The sequence below is a fragment of the Microbacterium sp. MMO-113 genome (assembly GCF_037148555.1).
Taxonomy (GTDB): domain Bacteria; phylum Actinomycetota; class Actinomycetes; order Actinomycetales; family Microbacteriaceae; genus Microbacterium.
The window spans coordinates 114,382-131,810 of the sequence record NZ_JBBCTD010000004.1 but is presented as its reverse complement, the minus strand read 5'-3'; the positions used below and the strand labels follow the sequence as shown (position 1 = coordinate 131,810).

The 17,429-nt window shown below is 70.1% G+C and carries 14 protein-coding genes; 3 read left to right on the top strand and 11 right to left on the bottom strand.

Annotated features, from left to right (window positions below):
• Positions 1-3: 3 nt before the first annotated feature.
• Genes WFJ36_RS14315 through WFJ36_RS14305 form a run of 3 tightly spaced genes read right to left on the bottom strand, consistent with a single transcriptional unit; the run spans position 4 to position 3,136 of the window.
• Positions 4-1,329 carry an extracellular solute-binding protein gene (locus WFJ36_RS14315; RefSeq protein ID WP_071329165.1) on the bottom strand — a complete coding sequence of 442 codons (1,326 nt, stop codon included), beginning with the start codon at positions 1,327-1,329 and terminating at the stop codon, positions 4-6.
• Positions 1,330-1,379: 50 nt separating this feature from the next.
• On the bottom strand, positions 1,380-2,285 hold the full coding sequence (locus WFJ36_RS14310; protein ID WP_025105392.1) for a carbohydrate ABC transporter permease: 906 nt from the start codon (positions 2,283-2,285) through the stop codon (positions 1,380-1,382).
• Positions 2,282-3,136 (bottom strand): carbohydrate ABC transporter permease, encoded by an 855-nt coding sequence (locus tag WFJ36_RS14305; protein WP_336643556.1) that lies wholly within the window; start codon positions 3,134-3,136, stop codon positions 2,282-2,284. The genes WFJ36_RS14310 and WFJ36_RS14305 overlap by 4 nt, the downstream gene beginning before the upstream one ends.
• 437 nt (positions 3,137-3,573) lie before the next feature.
• Here WFJ36_RS14305 and WFJ36_RS14300 point away from each other — a divergent pair, with 437 nt between their 5' ends.
• From WFJ36_RS14300 to WFJ36_RS14290, 3 genes are read left to right on the top strand one after another with little or no spacing between them, the layout of a single operon-like run.
• Positions 3,574-7,647, top strand: coding sequence for an Ig-like domain-containing protein (locus WFJ36_RS14300; protein ID WP_336643555.1), 4,074 nt, complete (start codon positions 3,574-3,576; stop codon positions 7,645-7,647).
• Entirely contained in the window at positions 7,638-8,243 is a 606-nt protein-coding gene (locus tag WFJ36_RS14295) for an SGNH/GDSL hydrolase family protein (RefSeq protein WP_336643554.1), read from the top strand. Before WFJ36_RS14300 ends, WFJ36_RS14295 begins: the two co-directional genes overlap by 10 nt.
• A 19-nt stretch (positions 8,244-8,262) precedes the next feature.
• A complete protein-coding gene (locus WFJ36_RS14290; protein WP_071329404.1) occupies positions 8,263-8,913 on the top strand; it encodes a GntR family transcriptional regulator in 651 nt (216 codons plus the stop codon).
• Positions 8,914-9,103: 190 nt separating this feature from the next.
• Here WFJ36_RS14290 and WFJ36_RS14285 read toward each other — a convergent pair whose 3' ends face one another.
• The 8 genes from WFJ36_RS14285 to WFJ36_RS14250 all read right to left on the bottom strand — a co-directional run bounded on the left by WFJ36_RS14285 (position 9,104) and on the right by WFJ36_RS14250 (position 17,408).
• Entirely contained in the window at positions 9,104-9,913 is an 810-nt protein-coding gene (locus WFJ36_RS14285; protein WP_336643553.1) for an amidohydrolase family protein, read from the bottom strand.
• 21 nt (positions 9,914-9,934) lie between these two features.
• Entirely contained in the window at positions 9,935-10,879 is a 945-nt protein-coding gene (locus WFJ36_RS14280; RefSeq protein ID WP_336643552.1) for an aldo/keto reductase, read from the bottom strand.
• Positions 10,849-11,631 carry a ribonuclease activity regulator RraA gene (locus tag WFJ36_RS14275; protein ID WP_071329160.1) on the bottom strand — a complete coding sequence of 261 codons (783 nt, stop codon included), beginning with the start codon at positions 11,629-11,631 and terminating at the stop codon, positions 10,849-10,851. The genes WFJ36_RS14280 and WFJ36_RS14275 overlap by 31 nt, the downstream gene beginning before the upstream one ends.
• Positions 11,628-13,544 (bottom strand): hypothetical protein, encoded by a 1,917-nt coding sequence (locus WFJ36_RS14270; RefSeq protein WP_336643551.1) that lies wholly within the window; start codon positions 13,542-13,544, stop codon positions 11,628-11,630. Before WFJ36_RS14270 ends, WFJ36_RS14275 begins: the two co-directional genes overlap by 4 nt.
• A complete protein-coding gene (locus WFJ36_RS14265) occupies positions 13,541-14,395 on the bottom strand; it encodes a carbohydrate ABC transporter permease (protein WP_336643550.1) in 855 nt (284 codons plus the stop codon). The genes WFJ36_RS14270 and WFJ36_RS14265 overlap by 4 nt, the downstream gene beginning before the upstream one ends.
• Entirely contained in the window at positions 14,395-15,378 is a 984-nt protein-coding gene (locus WFJ36_RS14260) for a carbohydrate ABC transporter permease (protein WP_256209445.1), read from the bottom strand. The genes WFJ36_RS14265 and WFJ36_RS14260 overlap by 1 nt, the downstream gene beginning before the upstream one ends.
• A gap of 93 nt (positions 15,379-15,471) precedes the next feature.
• A complete protein-coding gene (locus WFJ36_RS14255) occupies positions 15,472-16,740 on the bottom strand; it encodes an ABC transporter substrate-binding protein (RefSeq protein ID WP_336643549.1) in 1,269 nt (422 codons plus the stop codon).
• 131 nt (positions 16,741-16,871) lie between these two features.
• Complete coding sequence (locus WFJ36_RS14250; RefSeq protein ID WP_071329157.1) at positions 16,872-17,408, bottom strand: CGNR zinc finger domain-containing protein; 537 nt, start codon at positions 17,406-17,408, stop codon at positions 16,872-16,874.
• Between the last annotated feature and the right edge of the window lie 21 nt (positions 17,409-17,429).

Here is a 17,429-nt window from a genome sequence, read left to right as displayed (position 1 = left end):
TCCTCAGCCCAGCAGCTTCTGCGCCTGGTCGCCGGCCTGCGCCATCGCGTCCTTGGCGCTCTGCTGACCGACGAGGACGGCCTGCACGCGGTCGGCGATCACGGTCTCGATCTGGGCGTACTGCGGGTACTGCCAGAAGGGGTTGGTGGTGGCGGTCGCCGTGATCTTCTCGGCGAAGCGGGCCCCGAACGCGTCGGACGCCACCTCCTTCGAGGCCTGCGCCTCCTCGGTCACGGGCGGCAGGCCGCGCAGCTCGTAGTCGCCGAGCACTGCCTTCAGGTCGCTCGTGGCCCACTGGCCGAAGTCTGCGGCCGTGCGGGTGCTGTCGCCGGAGCCGCCGCCGACGATGGCGATGGCGCCACCCCAGACGAGGGCGCGCGGGGTGTCGCCCTTCTTCAGCACCGGGCGGGACTCGGGCACGAGCTTGGAGGCGAGGTCGGGATCCGGCGAGTCCTTCGTGACGGACGCGCGACCGACGGGGGCGTCGTCGTAGATGGCGGCGCGGCCCTGGGAGAACAGGGAGCGGGCGTCGAAGCGGTCGACGTCGGCGGCGATGAGTCCCTGGTCGTACAGCGACTTGTACCAGGTGACTGCCTCGATGCTGGCGTCGTCGCCGATCGTGACCTTCCCGTCCTTGACGAGGTCGCTGCCGAACGTCTGCATCCAGATGAGGACGTCCTTGAGCTGGGCGGCCTTGGTCGAGGCGGCGTAGGGGATGAGGCCGCCGCCGAGGGCCTTGAGCTTCTTCAGCGCCGCCTCGAAGTCGTCGACGGTGGTGGGGAACGTGGAGATCCCCGCCTTCTTCAGCAGCTCGGAGTTGGTGATGAGGCCGATCGCGCCGATGGTCCACGGGAACGCGTACTGCTTCCCGTCGAGCTGGGTCGCGTCCAGGCTCGACGCGGTGTAGCCGCGACCCTTCGTGAGCGCCGAGACGTCCTCCAGCTTGCCGAGCGCGGCCAGCGAGGCGAGCCAGGCGACGTCGACGTGCGCGGCGCCCGTGAACTGTCCGCCGCGCACCTGGAGCATGAGCTGCTTGAAGTACTCGTTGTAGGGGAAGGAGACCTCGGTGATGCCGACGTCGTTGGTCTTCTTGTAGCCGTCGAGCAGCGCGCGGGTGGCCGGGGCAGCGGCCTCCTCGGTGAGCGACCAGCTGGAGAAGGAGAAGTCGGTGGCGGTGAAGTCGCCCGCGCCGAGCCCGGCGCCGGGGGTGGAGGACGGACTGCCGCTGCCGCCGCCGCTCGGCATGCAACCGGCGAGGAGGAGGCCGGCGGCGCCGAGCCCGGCGAACTGCAGGAGCTGGCGACGGGAGACGGTGGTGTTCTCGGACATGGGGGTGCTCTCTCTTCTTCGAGGGACTGCGGATGAGGGGGTGGTGCGGGTCAGCCCTTGACCGCGCCGGCGGTGAGCCCGCCGACGAGGAAGCGCTGCAGGGCGATGAACGCGATGGCCACGGGGAGCGAGACCACGAGCGAAGCCGCCATGAGCTCGGGCCAGGCGGTGGACGCCTCCCCGATGAACGTGTTGACGAGTCCCGGCGGCAGGGTCTGCTTGTCGGGGCCGGCGAGCGTGAGGGCGAAGATGAAGTCGTTCCAGCCCCGGACGAACGCGAAGAGTCCTGCGGCGATGAGGCCGGGCGCGGCAAGCGGCAGCACGATCGAGTGGATGATGCGCAGGCGGGAGGCGCCGTCGACGCGGGCGGCCTCGATGAGCTCGTCCGGGATCGTGTCGAAGAAGCCCTTCAGCATCCACACGCACAGCGGCAGCGTGAACGTCGTGAACGACAGCACGAGCGCCGTGTAGGTGTTGAGCAGGCCGTAGGCCGAGAACACCGCGTAGAGGGTGATGAGCAGCAGCGCCTGAGGGAACATCTGCGACGCCAGCACGAAGTACATGAGGCTGCGGCGGCCGCGGTAGCGGAACTTCGAGAACGCGTAGCCCATGTACGCCGACACCAGCACCGAGAGGATCGCGGTGATGACGGAGACCACGATGCTGTTGCGGAGGTAGCCGAACAGGGCCGGGTTGTTCGCGAGGGCGGCATAGGCCTCGAACGTGATCTCGGTGGGGAACAGCTTCGGCGGGTAGCTGAACACCTCGGTGCGCGGGGTCAGCGAGGTCGCGAGCAGCCAGTACACGGGCAGCAGGGCGAACCCGCCGAACACGACGACGGCGATCCAGGCGCTCACGGTGGAGGCACGGCGGTCGGCGCGGTGGCGCCGACGGCGGGGCGCGGCGGGCGGGGCGGAGACGGCGGCCACCGTCTCCTCGGTCAGCACGGCGGTCATCGCTTCTCTCCCTTCTCGGACAGGCGGACGTAGACGATGACGAGCGCCATCAGCAGGATCATCCAGAGCAGGCCGATCGCCCCGGCGTGGCCGAGGTCGAAACCGTCGAACGCGGTCTCGTACACCGCGGTCGCGAACGTCTGGGTGGAGCCGGCGGGACCGCCGCCGGTGAGGACGTAGATGATGTCGAAGTGCTGGAAGTTCCAGATGAACTCCAGCAGGATCACGAGGCCGATGATGCCGCTCATCTGCGGGACTGTGATGGAGAAGAAGCGGCGGATGGTGCCGGCGCCGTCGATCTCCGCGGCCTCGTGCAGCTCGATCGGCACGGTCTGCAGGCCCGCGAGGAGCATGACCATCATCCAGGGGAACGACTGCCAGGTCTTCGCGACGATCACGGCGATCATGGCGGTGGTGGGGTTCGCGAGCCATGCCTGGGGGGAGTCGATGAGGCCGACGGTCTCCAGGGCCGCGTTGAGCACGCCGTAGTTGGCGTTGAAGATCCACATCCACAGGAACGACACGACCACTCCGGGGATCAGCCACGGGATGAGCATGAGGCCGCGGAGCACCTTGGCGCCGCGGATGCGCGTGTTCAGGGCGAGGGCGAGGCCGAAGCCGATCACGAACGGCGCGATGGTCGTGCCGAGGGTGAAGACGAGCGTCTGGGTGAGGAGCGGGAAGAACTCGCCCGTCAGCACGTCGACGATGTTCTGGAAGCCGACGAACTCGCGGCCGGGCTCGACGAGGCTCTGCTTGTAGAACGCGGTGATGAGGGCCGTGATCAGCGGGTACACGACCACGGCGGCGAGGAGCGCGAGGCCGGGAGCCGTGAGGAGGAGCGCGAACATCCCGTCCGAGAGGCGACGGGGCCGGCGACCTGTTCCTATCTGTGAGGAAATGGTCTGTTCTGTCATCTAGGTCATCCTTGGCCTGGGGTGATGTGTCCGCACTCTCGCGGTGCGGTCTCGGGCTTCCTCAGTATTTCCGGCAGATTACAGCGACGTCAACTGGAGAGCGCAATAGTCAGAAAGTGGTGGAAAGTGTTTGTTTTGTGAACTGGTTTCTCGGATGCGAGCCTCGGTACGCGAGGGCCATCGGGATCGGGATGCCGAGGCGGCGTCGACCAGCGCCGAGCCCGATCAGCCGCGACGCCCTGGCGCCTCGAGGATCCGAAACGATCAGTATCGATCCTTGCTAGTCGATTATCGATTGGCTACGGTCGGAGCAGCCGCTCCCGCGGCGCCGCGCGCATCGGCCGTGCGGGAAGCGACAGTTCGGAGACGCGATGAAGCGTGTACTGGCAAGCCTGACCCTGGCGGCGGTGTTCGGATCCGCCCTCGCTGCGGCGGTCCCGTCGGCGGCTGCGGCCGCGGACGATGACGCCCTCTACCTCGCGCCGGGAGGTGACGACGCGGCCTCCGGCACGATCGACGACCCCCTCGCGACGCTGGAAGGCGCCCGCGACCGGATCCGCGCGCTGAAGGCGGATTCCGCGCTCCCGGACGACGGCCTCACGGTGTACCTCCGGGAGGGCACGTACCCCCGCTCGGCGTCGTTCGAGATCGGCGCGCAGGACTCGGGCACTGCCGACGCCCCCATCACCTACCGCTCGTACCCGGGGGAGACCGCCACCCTCACCGGCGGTCGCGAGCTGCCGCGTGACCAGTTCGCGGCGGTCGACGACGCGGCGGTGACCGACCGCATCATCGACCCGGCTGCCCGCGACCGCGTGGTCGGGATCGACCTCGCCGACCTCGGCATCACCGACTACGGCCAGCTCAGCCGTCACGGCTACTGGAAGGCCAACGACGTCAGCACCACGCCGCCCATGGAGCTGTTCATCGATGGCCAGGGCATGACCCTCGCGCGCTGGCCCAACGCCGACGCGGCCACCCCGACCGTGCAGATGGGCGACATCATCGACGCCGGGCCGGACCGTAACGACGCCGACCTGCAGGAGCGCGGCGGCACGTTCCGCTACGGCTACGACCGTCCGAAGCACTGGACCCAGGCCGAGGACGTGTGGCTGGACGGCATCTTCGGCTACAGCTGGGAGTGGTCGTACAACAAGATCGAGAGCATCGACACCGAGGCGAAGACCATCACCCTCCGCTACGGCGAGATGTCCGGGATCATGAAAAGCTGGTTCCCCGACTTCCACTTCGCGCAGAACCTGCTGGAGGAGCTCGACGCCCCCGGCGAGTACTACATCGACCGCGACGCCGGGAAGCTGTACCTCATCCCCAACGCCGCGTTCACGTCGGGTCGCGGCGCTGTGACGGTGACGACCCTCGACGAGCCGATGCTGCGCGCGGACGGGGCCTCGTACGTGAACTTCGACGACCTCGTGATGGAGTACGGGCGCGCGACGGCCGCGGTGATCCTCGGCGGCTCGCACGTGACGATCTCGCACAGCGACATCCGCAACTTCACCGACGGCGGCGTGCTCATCAACTCGCCGGGGCGCTACACGTACGACGGCATCCCGGTGAACCGCGGCGGCCGCGACCACGCCGTCACCGACAGCCGGCTCACGCACGTCGGCGGCGTCGGCGTGGTGCTCCAGGGCGGTGACAAGACGACGCTCGAACCCGGCCGCAACCGGGTCGAGAACTCCGAGATCGCCGACTTCGCGTACTACCACAAGGCCTACAACCCCGGCGTGATGTTCGACGGCGTCGGCAACATCGCCAGGGACAACGAGATCCACGACGCCCCGCACCCCGGGATCATCGTGCACGGCAACGACCACCTGTTCGAACGCAACGAGGTGTACGACGTCTGCAAGCAGTTCCACGATCTCGGTGCGATCTACATGAACTCCGGCAAGACCCCGCAGCAGCGCGGCCACGTGTTCCGAGAGAACTACTTCCACGACATCGGCGTCGGCATGGCGGGCGTCGAGGGCATCTACGCCGACAACTTCACGTGGGACCTCACGATCGAGAAGAACGTGTTCGTGAACATGGGCAACGGCGCGATCAAGAGCGGCTCGGCCGACTACATCGAGGCGCGCAACAACGTGTTCGTCGACGCGTACGCGCCGTACGACAACTACGAGCAGTGGATGGGCGACCAGGAGGGCAACGTCGTCGACCGCGACTACATGCCGGCCTGGGAGAAGGTGTTCGCCGACAACAACGACTTCGTCGGCACGCCGTACCTGACGAAGTACCCCGAGCTCGCGCACTTCTTCGAGGACGACCACCACTTCCCGAACCACAGCACGTTCGCCGAGAACGTCGTGTGGAACCCGAACCGGGCCCGGATGGCCGGCGTCAACGAACACGGCGCGAAGGACGGGAAGAACCTCCTGAACTACGAGGACAACTGGGTGGCCGACGCCGACCCCGGCTTCGTGGACGCTGCGAACGGCGACTACACGCTGAAAGCCGATGCGGCCGTGTTCGACCAGATCCCCGGCTTCGAGGCCATCGCGTTCGGCGAGATCGGGGTCGACGGCGCGATCGGGCAGACGCAGCAGCCGCAGACCATCCCGCTCGAGGACATCGCGTTCGACAGCGACACGCTCACGATCGACGCGGGCGACGAGGTGCGCGTGCGCGCCGTGCCGCTGCCCTGGAACGCCGACGACGCCGCGGTGACCTACGCCTCGGCCGACGCCGCCGTCGCCACCGTCAACGACAAGGGCGTGGTGCTCGGCATGGGCCCCGGTGCGACCACGGTCACCGCGACCGCGAAGGCCGATGCCACCAAGACCGCGACCATCGAGGTGATCGTCGAGGAGGGCGACGGCGTGCTGCACTTCACCGACTTCGAGTCGGGGGCGAACGGCTGGCCGACCGACCCGAACCGCAGCATCCAGGTGGATGCGTCGGGCGACAAGGTGTACCGCATCCTCAAGGGGGCGAACAGCATCCTGCCGCGGGACTTCACCGAGTTCGTGCTCGACTTCGACGTCACGGCTCCGGCGACGACCCCCGCCAACGCGGGGCTCATCGTGTACGACCGCAACGGCAAGGGCGGCGGCTACATCCGCTTCCGCCAGGCCGCGGCCGGGCCGACCTGGACGATCTTCGACGACGCCTGGAAGGTCGTTGCGGAGAAGGTCGTGCCGGCGGCGCAGGGCCTGACCCCCGGCGAGACGTCGCACGTCCGCATCGCGGTGCAGGACGGGCAGATCCGCATCTCCGTCAACGGGGCGATCGCGCTGGAAGGCGCCGACCCTGGCCCCGGAAAGGCCGGCCGGGTCGGGTTCTACGTCGAGAACTACGCCTCGCTCGACTTCGACGACATCGGGTTCTCGCTCTCCGGCGTGCCGGTCACGGGCGTGAGCCTGGACGCCGACGCCGTCGGACTCACCGTGGGGGAGCGGCGGTCCGTCGCGGCCACGGTCGCCCCGGAGGACGCCAGCGACGCCCGGGTCACCTGGACCACCGACAGCCCGGAGGTCGCCACGGTCTCCGGGGGACGGATCGCGGGGGTGGCGGCGGGGACTGCGACGATCACCGCGACCTCGGTCGCCGATCCGAGCCTCAGCGACACGGTCACCGTGACCGTGGACGACGCCGAGTACCCGACCACCCGCCTGGACGGTCAGCTGAAGGACGGGGCGAACTGGAGTGAGTCCGACCTCATCGCGGTGGACGACACGGGTGTCGTGATCAGCGGTCAGGGCGTGCACGGCTACGAGGCCGAGCGCTTCGGCGACACCCTGCTGCAGTTCGAGGCGGAGTTCGGCGCCTTCGACGGCGGCTGGTACGGCTTCCAGGCGCGCTCCGACCAGACCGGCCTTCCCGCCTGGCAGAACTCCAACACCGGATACCTCGCGGTGATCAAGGAGGACGTGATCGAGTTCCAGAGCTGGACCCCGGGACAGACCATGCTCGACAGCATCCCCAACACGGTCATCGAGCCGGGCTCCACCCACCGGATCGAGTTCGGTGCCGTCGCCGAGGATGGCGGCACCCGCATCGTGCTCCGGGTCGACGACGTGACGGTGTGGAACATGGTCGACGCCAGGGAGAACCTCCGCATCGGTGCCGACGGCTTCTTCAACGTCTACCACTACGGCAAGACGAACACCCTGGTCGTGCGGCCGACACCGCCGCCCGCGACCGTGACCGGCATCTGCTGGGCGCCCGAAGCCGACCCGAAGACCCGCTACCTGCGCGGCGAGAAGCTCGACGTGACCGGCATGCTGTTGGGGGTGGACTGGAGCGACGGGTCCCGCACCACGCAGCAGGTGACGGCCGACATGGTCAGCGGCTTCGACAGCAGCAAGGTGCGCCCGCACCACACGATCACCGTGACGTACGCTGGCGCGAGCGTCGAGCTCCCGATCTCGGTGCGACCGAAGCACAAGAACGACGAACAGGACGTGCCACGATGCGGGTGACCTTCATCGGAGACTCGATCACCGACGCGGGGCGCGATCGCTCCGACCCGGAGTCCTTCGGGGACGGCTATGTGTCGCTCCTCGTCCCCGAGCTGCAGGCCGCTGGGGCCACGGTCCGCAACCTCGGGATCGCGGGGGACCGCGCCCGCGACCTGGCCGCGCGGTGGGACGCGGAGCTGCTGCCCACGGCGCCGGAGCTGCTGACCGTGTACGTCGGCGTGAACGACATGTGGCGTCGGTTCGACAGCGACGACCCGACCTCAGCCGAGGAGTTCGCCGCCACGCTCGGCGACCTCCTCGGCCGCGCGGTGGCCGCGCACGCCCCGCGGCTGATCCTCATGGAGCCGTACTTCCTTCCGGTGACGAAAGAGCAGCGCACGTGGCTCGACGACCTCGACGGGAAGCGCACGGCGGTACGGGCTCTCGCCGCGGAGCACGGGGCGGCGTTCGTGCCCCTGCATGGGGTGTTGACGGCGGCGGCGGAGCAGTATCCGGTCGTCGAGCTCGCGCCGGACGGGGTGCACCCGACGCCCCTCGGATCCGCCCTCATCGCGGATGCCTGGCGCACGGCCGCGTCCATTAGCGATAGTCGATAATGGACGTAGACTGATGGTCATGACGGATGCTCTCGGCACGGCCGGACTGCAGCGCGGACTGCTGTCCGATCAGATCTACGCGCTCATCAAGGCGATGATCAAGGACTCCACGCTGGCTCCCGGCGAGCAGCTCGTGGAGTCGCAGCTCGCCCGGCAGATGCAGGTGAGCCAAGCGCCCGTGCGCGACGCCCTCAAGCGGCTCGCCCACGAGGGGCTCGTGTCGCACGTGCGGCATCAGGGCAACTTCGTCGCGAGCTACTCCGCGGAGGAGGCGGCGCAGGCGAAGGTGGCGCGCGTCGAGCTGGAGGGGCTCGCCGGTCGGCTGGCCTGCGGGGCGCTGGATCCCGAGCGGCGTGCCGAGCTCGTCGGCCTCATCGCGCAGATGCACGAGGCGGCTGAGGCGGAAGACCTCGCCCGGTTCCGCGAGCTCGACTTCACCTTCCACCGTGCGGTCATCGAGGCCAGCGGCAATGTGTACCTCCCGCGCATGTGGGACCTCCTGGAGCCGAGCCTGCGCGTGATGCACGTGCTCGGCGACCCCACCTTCACGGGGAACTGGCACGAGGTCGCGGACTGGCACAAGGGCCTGCTCGACACGCTGGAGGCCGGTGACGAAGAGGCCGCGTCCTCCCTGTTCCGCGCCCACGCTGCCGGCACTCTCCTCGACTGACCCCCGCGCGAGGTCGCAGTTTCGCACCGAGGTCGCACGGCTGACCGGAGTCCCTGCGACGCGGGGCGGATCCGCGACGGGGGTGCGGAAGTGTCCGGGGTGCGGACTCCCTGCGCGAGGTCGGAGTTTCGGCGCGAGGTCGCAGGGGTGACCGGAGTCGCTGCGACCTCGGTGCGAAACTGCGACGGGGCTACGCGGTGAAGGGGGCGAGGCGGTCGGCGGTGCCGGACCAGAATGCTCGAGCCTCGGCAGGGGAGAGCGGTGGAAGAGCCCGCCGGGTCGCGGCGAGCACCTCCGCGTAGGTCGTGGTCCGCGTGGACATCGGCCAGTCGCTGCCGTACATCAGCCGATCCGCGCCGAAGAGGGCGAAGGCGGAGCGCAGCAGTCCCCGCGACTCGTCCGCCCCGCGCGCCGCGAGGTCGAGCCCGGAGACCTTCGCCGACACCCCCGGAGCCGACGCAGCCTCGGCGAGCGCGGAGAGCCATGCGGCATCGGCCGTCCGGGCGCCGAGGCCGAGGTGGCAGACGACGATCGCGGTGTCGGGGTGCCGTCGGGAGAGGGCGGCCGCGGCGGGCAGCTGATCCGGGCGGATGAGGAGTTCGAGGGTGCGGGCGGTCACGCCCAGGTGGTCGGCGAGGGCGTCGAGGCCGTCCACATCCGAGAGATCCGCGGCGAACTGCGGCACCGCGGCGCGCACGCCGACCACGGCGGGAGAGAACGCGACTGCGGTGGCGCCGGCGGCCCGTCCCGGCGCGGGGGTGTACTGCAGCACCACGCGTCGCAGGAACGGGTCGCGGGCGGCGGTCGCGGTCAGCCACTCCGCCTCCGCCACCGAGTCCGCCGCCTGCACGGCGATGGCGGAGGAGACGCCGGCTACGGTCAGCTCCCGTCCGAGACGAGCGGCCGCGGCCTGCCGGGGGAGCCCGAGGTCGTCGCGGAACCACGGGATCGGCACGGCGTCCGCATCCCAGACGTGCACGTGGGCGTCGACGATCCGCACGTCAGCTCCCGGGCCGCGCGGTCATGCAGCCTCCGCGTCGAGGGCGTCCCACAGCGCGGCGGGCAGCACGGCGTCGAGGCCGTCCACGAACGCGTCCACCTCGGAGGGGGTGCGCGCCCCGACGACCACCGCATCCGCACCCTGCCGCAGCGGGAACTGCACCGCGGCATCCGCGAGGCGCACGCCGTACGAGGCGCACACGGCCTGCAGGCGCTGCGCCCGCTCCCGAAGCTCCGGGGGAGCGGGCTTGTACTCGAAGAACGGGGAGCCGACCGGGTCGACGAGGATGCCGGAGTTGAACACCGCGGCCGCGAGCACCCCGATGCCGCGGGCCGCCGCGGTCGGCAGCAGCCGGTCCAGCGCAGTGCGGTCGAGCAGCGTGAGCCGGCCGGCCTCCATCACCACATCCAGCGGCGCCTCGGCGACGTACCGCTCCAGGGGGTCGAGCCGCCCGAGGCCCACGCTGATCGCGCGCACCACCCCTTCGTCGCGCAGTTCGACGAGCGCCGGAAGCGCCGTCGCGAGCGCCGCCTCCACGTCCAGGGGGTCGTGCAGGTGCAGAACGTCCACACGCTCGACGCCCAGCCGGGCGAGGCTGCCGTCGAGGCTCCTCCGCACGCCGTCCCTGCTGAGGTCGACGACGGAGTCGTGTCCGCTCGCGGCCCCCGCGACGGGGCGGCCGTCCGCATCGACGAGCACCCGGCCGACCTTCGTCGCGATCACGTAGTCGTCCCGCGGCACGCCGCGCAGGGCGAGGCCGAGCTTCCGCTCGCTCTCGCCCGAGCCGTACAGCGGTGCGGTGTCGAAGAAACGGACGTCGCGGGCGAGCGCCGCCTGCACCGTTGCCACCGCGTCGCCGTCAGGCACAGGGGCGAAGAGGTTGCCGATCGGCGCGCACCCGAGTCCGACGTCGTCGCGCGCGGCGACCTCGGGATTCAGCGGACGGAGCTCTGGACGGAACGCCATGCCTCGTACTCCTCGCGGCTGTCGGGGGTCAACGGGTAGTAGTCGCTCAGGCGCGCGCCCTCGTCGAGGCGGCGGCGGCTGAACACCTCCCACTCCTCATGATCGCGCGCGTCGTCCACGACCTGCGGCGCCAGGGCCTGCGGCACCACGACGGGGCCGTCGTCGTCGGCGACCACGAGGTCGCCCGGCATGCACAGGGCCCCGCCCACCGCGACCGGCACGTCGTACGCCCACGGCACGAGCTCCGACTGCGAGGCGTAGTGCGGGGTCGTGCCCGTCGACCACACCGGGATCCCGAGCTCGCGGATGCGGCCGGCGTCGCGGATGCGCCCGTCCACGACGATCCCCGCGCCGCCCTTGCGTGCGAAGTAGCGCGCCAGGATGTCGCCGATGCACCCGGAGAACCGGCTGCCGTACGCCTGGATCACCAGCACGTCGCCGGGCTGCACGGCCTCGAGCACGTGCCACAGGGCGGTGTTCCGCTCGGCGTACTCCTGGCCGTCGCCCGAGGCCATGTCCTCGCGCTGCGGCATGAACTGCAGGGTCAGCGCCGAGCCGACGACGCGCTGGCCGAGGCTCAGCGGCTCCGGCCCGTCGATGTAGCTGCGGCGGATCCCGAGCCCGTGCAGCTTGGCGCACGCGGTGGCGGACGAGATCGCGTCGAACGAGTCGACCACCTCGCGCGAGGGCCGCTGGTAGGCCCCACCCCGCACAGGCAGGGCGAAGTCGGGTCGGATCAGATCGGCGCTCATGCGTCTCCTTCAGGGAACAGGTGGCGCGGCGATCCGGTCGCACGCGCGATGGTCAGGTCGAGGTCGGCGATGTGCGCCGGGGGCAGGGTCACCACGAGGTCATCGTCCACGTCGAAGGTCGTGGTGACGGTGGGGGCGTCCGGGGCGGTGTACGTGCCCGAGGCGCCGGGCCAGAAGCCGGGCTCCTCGCCGGAGGCCGTGACCCGCACGATCCGGTCGAGGCCGAAGCGTCCGCCGCGCAGGCGCACGGTGCGGGTGTGCACGGCAGAGGTGTTCACGAGCTGCACGCCGATGCCGCCGTCGTCGAGACGGTGCACGAGCGCGGCGACGTCCGCCGGGAGTCCGGGCCGGGCGCGGTCGGCGTCCTCGTAGCGGAGGGCCGTGAAACCGAGCCCGCCGTTGTAGAGCACCTGCGGCGCCCCGGCGACGAGCTGGGTCAGCACCTCCGTCACGACGGGGTTCACACGCTGCCAGAAGTGCAGGTGCGCGGCGTCGGGGTCGCGGTCGTCGGCGAGCATCATGGCAGCACGGCGCGCCACCTGGCCGAGCGCCATCTCCAGCGCCCGCACCGGGTAGTCGGGCAGGTTGCCGGAGAGGTACGCGAACCAGCCGGCCTCGTGACCCGCCTCCTCCTTGTCGCGGAACGGGGCGACGAGGTCGGCGGATTCCGGCAGACCGGCGATGGCCGTCTCCAGCCGCTCCCGATCGGACGCACGTCGCGACCACCACCAGAGCCACAGCGGCAGATCGAGCTGCAGCGGACCGTAGTCGAACCAGCCGTCCGCACCGTGGCGGTAGGGGACGAGCAGAGCAGGCTCGGTGGCGGCAGCGCCGAGTCGGGCCATCCACCCGCCGCGCAGGCTGTACGTGGACTCCGCGACGCTGCCTCTGCGCGCCTCGGCGAGCACCGTGTCGAGCATGGTGCGCACGAGGTCGAGGGCGCCGTCGTCGCCGGTGACGAGCGCGTGGTTGAGGGCACCGATCAGGGCGCTCATGCCGACGGAGTGCAGCCCGTGCGGCCAGGCCCAGCCGTAGTGGCCGCCCCACCAGCGGCCGTCGTGGAGGGAGCCGACGGTGCCGTCCGGGCCCACGTTGTCGGGGAGCAGGCCCCCGTCCGCCCGCGCGCGCCAGCCGTCGACGTAGCGGCGGATCCACGCGGCCGCCTCCTCGTCGCCGTCGTAGAGCCAGCGGTTCGCGGCGAGGGAGGTCGCAGCCAGGTTCACGGCGATGTCACCCGCCGCGCGGCGCTGCATCTCCTCCGCCATCCGCTGGGCGTGCGCGGGGTCGGCGAGGTCGTCCCAGGAGGCGATGCCGTCCAGGCCGTGCAGCGGCAGACCGTAGGGGCGCATCTCGTCCCGGTCGGCGGTGTACGGCACGATCTTCTCGTCCAGCCCCTCGCGGGCGCCCAGCGCGCCGTTGTGCGGCGAGCGGATCATGTTGCGCTCGGCGTCGTAGTTGCCCTGCGCGGGGTCGGTGAAGAGGGCGGCGAACCGGGCGGCGCGCGCGGCGAACGCGGTGTCGGCTGGGTCGGCGGCGCAGATGCCGGCGAGGAACAGCAGCGACTCCCCCTGATGGAACCAGTCGTAGCCGTTGTCGTACTCCTCGGTGAGCATGCCCGCCTCGGCGAGCTGCACGGTCACGCCCTCCCAGTTCCGCTTCGCGTCGGCGAGCACCTCGTCCGGCCCGCCGAGCAGATAGAACGCCGGCCAGTTGAAGAAGGGCTCGTACAGGTCGTCCACGCCGTCGCGGTCGATGAACTCGGCGACGCCGCGGAGGCGGCCGTCCGGCAGCGTGTAACGGTCGCGGAAGAGGCGGCGGGCCTCCTCGACCTCGGCGAAGAGCCGGCGCTGCAGCGCGGCCCACGCAGGGATCGCACGCAGCGGACGGGTGAGCGGAGTCTCCGGCACGGTCATCCCTTCGTCGCTCCCGCGACCAGGCCGCCGATGATGTGGCGCTGCATCACGATGAAGAACACCATCGCGGGCAGCACGGCCAGCAGGAGGGTCGGGAACACCTGCGTGTAGTCGGTCGAGAACTGTCCGACCGCCGCGTAGACGCCGGTGGTGACCGTGTAGATCCCGGAGCTCGGCCCGAGGATGATCTGCGGACTCACGAAGTCGTTCCACACCCCGATCGAGTTGAGCACCACGACCGTCGCGACCACGGGCTTCATGATCGGGAAGATGCACGCCCAGAACGCGCGGATGGGACCGGCGCCGTCCAGCGACGCCGCCTCGTCGATGTCGCGGGGTACGCTGCGGAGGTACGCGGTGAACAGGAAGATCGTCACCGGCAGGGTCGCCGCCGTCTCGAAGAGGATGAACCCGGGGATCGTGTTGATGAGCCCGAGCACCCGCAGCACGAAGACCACCGGGATCAGCGTCACCTGCCCCGGGATGAAGAGCCCGGAGACGAAGAGCAGCAGCAGTCCCAGGTGCCACTTCGATCGCCCGCGGGCGATGACGTACGCGACGGGCGCGGCGAGGGCGATGCAGCACAGGTTCACGAGCACGACGAACAGCAGCGTGATCCCGTACGCGGCGATCACGTTGAACTTGCTGCTCGTGATCGCGGCCCACAGGTAGTCGAACGTGAACATCTGCGGAGTGATCAGCAGGGGGTTCTCGATGATGTCGGCCTGCGGCTTGAAGGCGTTGATCAGCATCGTGTACATCGGGATCAGCATCGTGATCGCGACGACGCCGAGGACGATCCACCGGATCGTGCTGACGGCGAGGGCCGGGCGGTTGCGGGCCTGCTTCATCAGTCGGTCGCCTTCTGCTCGGCGCGGCGTCGCACCAGCGTGACGGCGAGGCCGACGACCGCGGTGACGATGAGGAGGATCATGGACTGCGCGGCGCCGAAGCCGAGGGCCGAGTTCGCGAAGGAGTCCTTGAGGATCTGGTAGACGATCGTCTGCGTGGAGCCGGCAGGCCCGCCGTCGGTGAGCGACAGCACCACGTCGTACGCCTTGAGGAGCCCGACGAGGGTGAGCACGAGGTTCACGGTGAAGACGGGCGCGATGAGCGGCAGCGTGATGGAGCGGAACTGCTGCCACCGCGAGGCGCCGTCCACGGTCGCCGCCTCGTAGTACTCCGCGGGGACGGACTTGATGCCGGCGAGGAACAGGATCATGTTGAAGCCGAAGTGCGACCACACGATCGTGAAGATCACGCTCGCCTTGGCGAAGGTCGGGTCCGTGAGGAACGGCATCGCCGGGAGGCCGAGCGTGCTGAGCAGACCGTTGACGGCGCCGGTGGGGGAGAGCATCGCCGACCAGAGGAAGCCGATGATGAGCGCGCTGATCACGTACGGGTAGAAGAAGATCGTGCGCAGGATCGTGTTCGAGCGGCCGGGCCCGGAGATGAGCGCGGCGATCGCGAGGCCGATGGCGTTGCAGAGGATCGTGCCCACCACCGCGATGATGCCCGTGAAGATCGCGGCCTGCGTCGAGCGCGGGCTGTGGAACGCCTTGATGTAGTTGTCCCAGCCGATGAAGGTGAAGTTGAGGCTGTAGCCGTTCCAGTCGGTGAAGCTGAGCACCGCAGCCAGGATCATCGGGATGACGAACATCGCCAGGAACACGGCGACGGCCGGGCCGCCCATGAGGATGCCGGGGATGCGGTTCCGCCACTGCTGCAGCGCGGTGCGGCGGCGCGGGGCGGGGGTCGAGCTCATCGGCGTCGATGGTCCTGTCGGGATGGCGGCGGCGGCCGACGGCGGCGCGGTCGTGGTGGGCGGGGTCATGGCGGCACTCTCGTTCTCGGTGGCGCGTTCGGGGGAGGGCGCGGGAGGCGCCGGGGAGGCGCCGGGGAGGAAGCCTCCCCGGCGCCCCGAGGGTCAGCCGGCGTTGGCGGCGAACCAGTCGTCCATGGCCTGCAGCACCTGGTCGGCGGGTGCGCCACCGAGCAGGGCCTGGGTCTGGGTGTTGATCTCGCCGGAGTAGCCGTCGGGGAGCGTGCGCTCGCCGTACCCGCCGCCGGTGGGCGTGTAGGCCTCGGCAGGGGTGTCGGCCACGATCTGCAGCAGTTCCTCGCCGAGCGGCGTCATGTCGTACTCGTAGCCGTCGCGGAAGTTGCCGTCGACCGCGAGCTGGTCGCTCACCGCGGTCTGGTCGGTGGTGAGGAACTCGATGAGCTTCGCCGCCGCGTCCTGGTTCTTGCTCGCCTTGAGGATTGAGTACGGGCTGGCGATGTTGGCGCCCATCGCGGGCTGCTCGTCGGCGCTCGTGGCGGGGGCGCGGAAGACGCCGATATCCGCGGAGTCGGCGGCCTTCGCCTGCGTGCCGGCGAACCAGCTGCCCATCGAGTACACCGCCGTCTTGCCCGAGAGGAAGGCCTGCTCGGCGTCCGGGTACTTGATGCCCAGGGCGTCGCCGGGGATGTAGCCCTCGGACACCCAGTCCGCGTAGGTCTCGACCGCATCGCCGTAGGTCTCGCTGAAGGTGACGTCGCCTGCCGAGATGTTCTGGAACCACTCCGGGTCCTCGGCGATGATGGTCGGCAGTCCCAGCGCCTGCAGGGTGTGGCTCGTCATCCAGTCGCCGCCGGTCTGGACGGGCGTCCACCCGGCGTCCTTGAGCTTGCCGAGGGCCTCGGTGAGCTCGTCGACCGTGGTCGGCACCTCCGTGATCCCCGCCTCCTCGAACGCGGTCTTGTTGTAGAAGAAGAGGCTCTGCAGCTGCACGCCGATGCCGGCCATGTAGTTCTTGCCGTCGATCGAGTACTGGTCGGCGAGCGGACCGGACGACGCCCACTCGTACTGCGAGAGATCGACGAGCTCGGGAGCGAGCTTGGTGGTGGGGGCGATGGACTGCACGACGTCGGGAGCGTCGCCGGCGGCCAGCAGGCGCGGCACGGCGGCTTCGACGCCCTCCGCACCCGGGTTCTGGATGACGACGTCGATGTTCGGGTTGGCGTCCTCGAACGGCGCGACGAGGTCGTTCCAGAACTCCTCGGTCAGGTTCGGGGTGACGTTCACGAGCATGCGCACGGTGACGTCGCCGCCGGCGTCCCCGCCGTCGTCGCCGGCGGTGGTCGAGCAGCCGGCGATGGCGAGGGCGGACACCGCCGCGATGCCGGCGAGGGGGAGGACTCGGGCCTTGATCATCGTTGATCCTTTCCTGATGCATAAGGGAGGGCCGCTCGCGATATTACACTAATCGATAATCGTTTGTGAAGGGCGGGCAGCATCAGGTCACGCTCGGAGAAGGCGGACTCCGAGCGTGGTGGGCGACGGGATCAGCCGGCGGCGCGGCGGGCGCGGTAGGCCGCCACGGCGTTGCGATTGGCGCAGCTCGTGGAGCAGTACCGCTTGGAGCGGTTGCGGGAGAGGTCGAGCGCGATCGCCTGGCAGGTCGCGTCGTCGCAGACGGTGAGCCGGGAGCCCTCGTCCGTGCGGATGACGTCGATCAGGGCCATCGCCGTCTCCACGAGCACGCGTTCGGCGAGCGGGCGCTCATCGGCCAGGCCGTGCAGGTGCCAGTCCAGCTCGCCGTGGCGGACGAGGCGAGGGGTCAGTCGCACCTCGGCGAGGGCGGCGTTGACGTGCGCGGCCATCTCGTCGCGCGGGGCCAGCAGCATCGCGCGGAGCCGCGGACGCAGGGCGCGGAGGTCGTCCAGCTCCACCGTGTCCCCGTCGACGCGCCCCGTGTAGGGGAACACCTGCAGGAAGGTCTTCTCGTCCTCGATGTCGACCAGGGTGTCCGGGTCCTCCGCCGAGTTCGCGAGCCAGACCGCCGCGCGCAGCGCATCCTCTGTGTCATCGGTGAAGACCATGTTGACAGCTTACTCCCGCCG

Coding starts and splice junctions, on each gene's coding strand:
- WFJ36_RS14270 (WP_336643551.1), bottom strand. CDS start 13,544: ATGACCGTGCCGGAGACTCCGCTCACCCGTCCGCTGCGTGCGATCCCT.
- WFJ36_RS14300 (WP_336643555.1), top strand. CDS start 3,574: ATGAAGCGTGTACTGGCAAGCCTGACCCTGGCGGCGGTGTTCGGATCC.
- WFJ36_RS14275 (WP_071329160.1), bottom strand. CDS start 11,631: ATGAGCGCCGATCTGATCCGACCCGACTTCGCCCTGCCTGTGCGGGGT.
- WFJ36_RS14280 (WP_336643552.1), bottom strand. CDS start 10,879: ATGGCGTTCCGTCCAGAGCTCCGTCCGCTGAATCCCGAGGTCGCCGCG.
- WFJ36_RS14255 (WP_336643549.1), bottom strand. CDS start 16,740: ATGATCAAGGCCCGAGTCCTCCCCCTCGCCGGCATCGCGGCGGTGTCC.
- WFJ36_RS14305 (WP_336643556.1), bottom strand. CDS start 3,136: ATGTTCGCGCTCCTCCTCACGGCTCCCGGCCTCGCGCTCCTCGCCGCC.
- WFJ36_RS14315 (WP_071329165.1), bottom strand. CDS start 1,329: ATGTCCGAGAACACCACCGTCTCCCGTCGCCAGCTCCTGCAGTTCGCC.
- WFJ36_RS14310 (WP_025105392.1), bottom strand. CDS start 2,285: ATGACCGCCGTGCTGACCGAGGAGACGGTGGCCGCCGTCTCCGCCCCG.
- WFJ36_RS14290 (WP_071329404.1), top strand. CDS start 8,263: ATGACGGATGCTCTCGGCACGGCCGGACTGCAGCGCGGACTGCTGTCC.
- WFJ36_RS14295 (WP_336643554.1), top strand. CDS start 7,638: ATGCGGGTGACCTTCATCGGAGACTCGATCACCGACGCGGGGCGCGAT.
- WFJ36_RS14260 (WP_256209445.1), bottom strand. CDS start 15,378: ATGACCCCGCCCACCACGACCGCGCCGCCGTCGGCCGCCGCCGCCATC.
- WFJ36_RS14250 (WP_071329157.1), bottom strand. CDS start 17,408: ATGGTCTTCACCGATGACACAGAGGATGCGCTGCGCGCGGCGGTCTGG.
- WFJ36_RS14265 (WP_336643550.1), bottom strand. CDS start 14,395: ATGAAGCAGGCCCGCAACCGCCCGGCCCTCGCCGTCAGCACGATCCGG.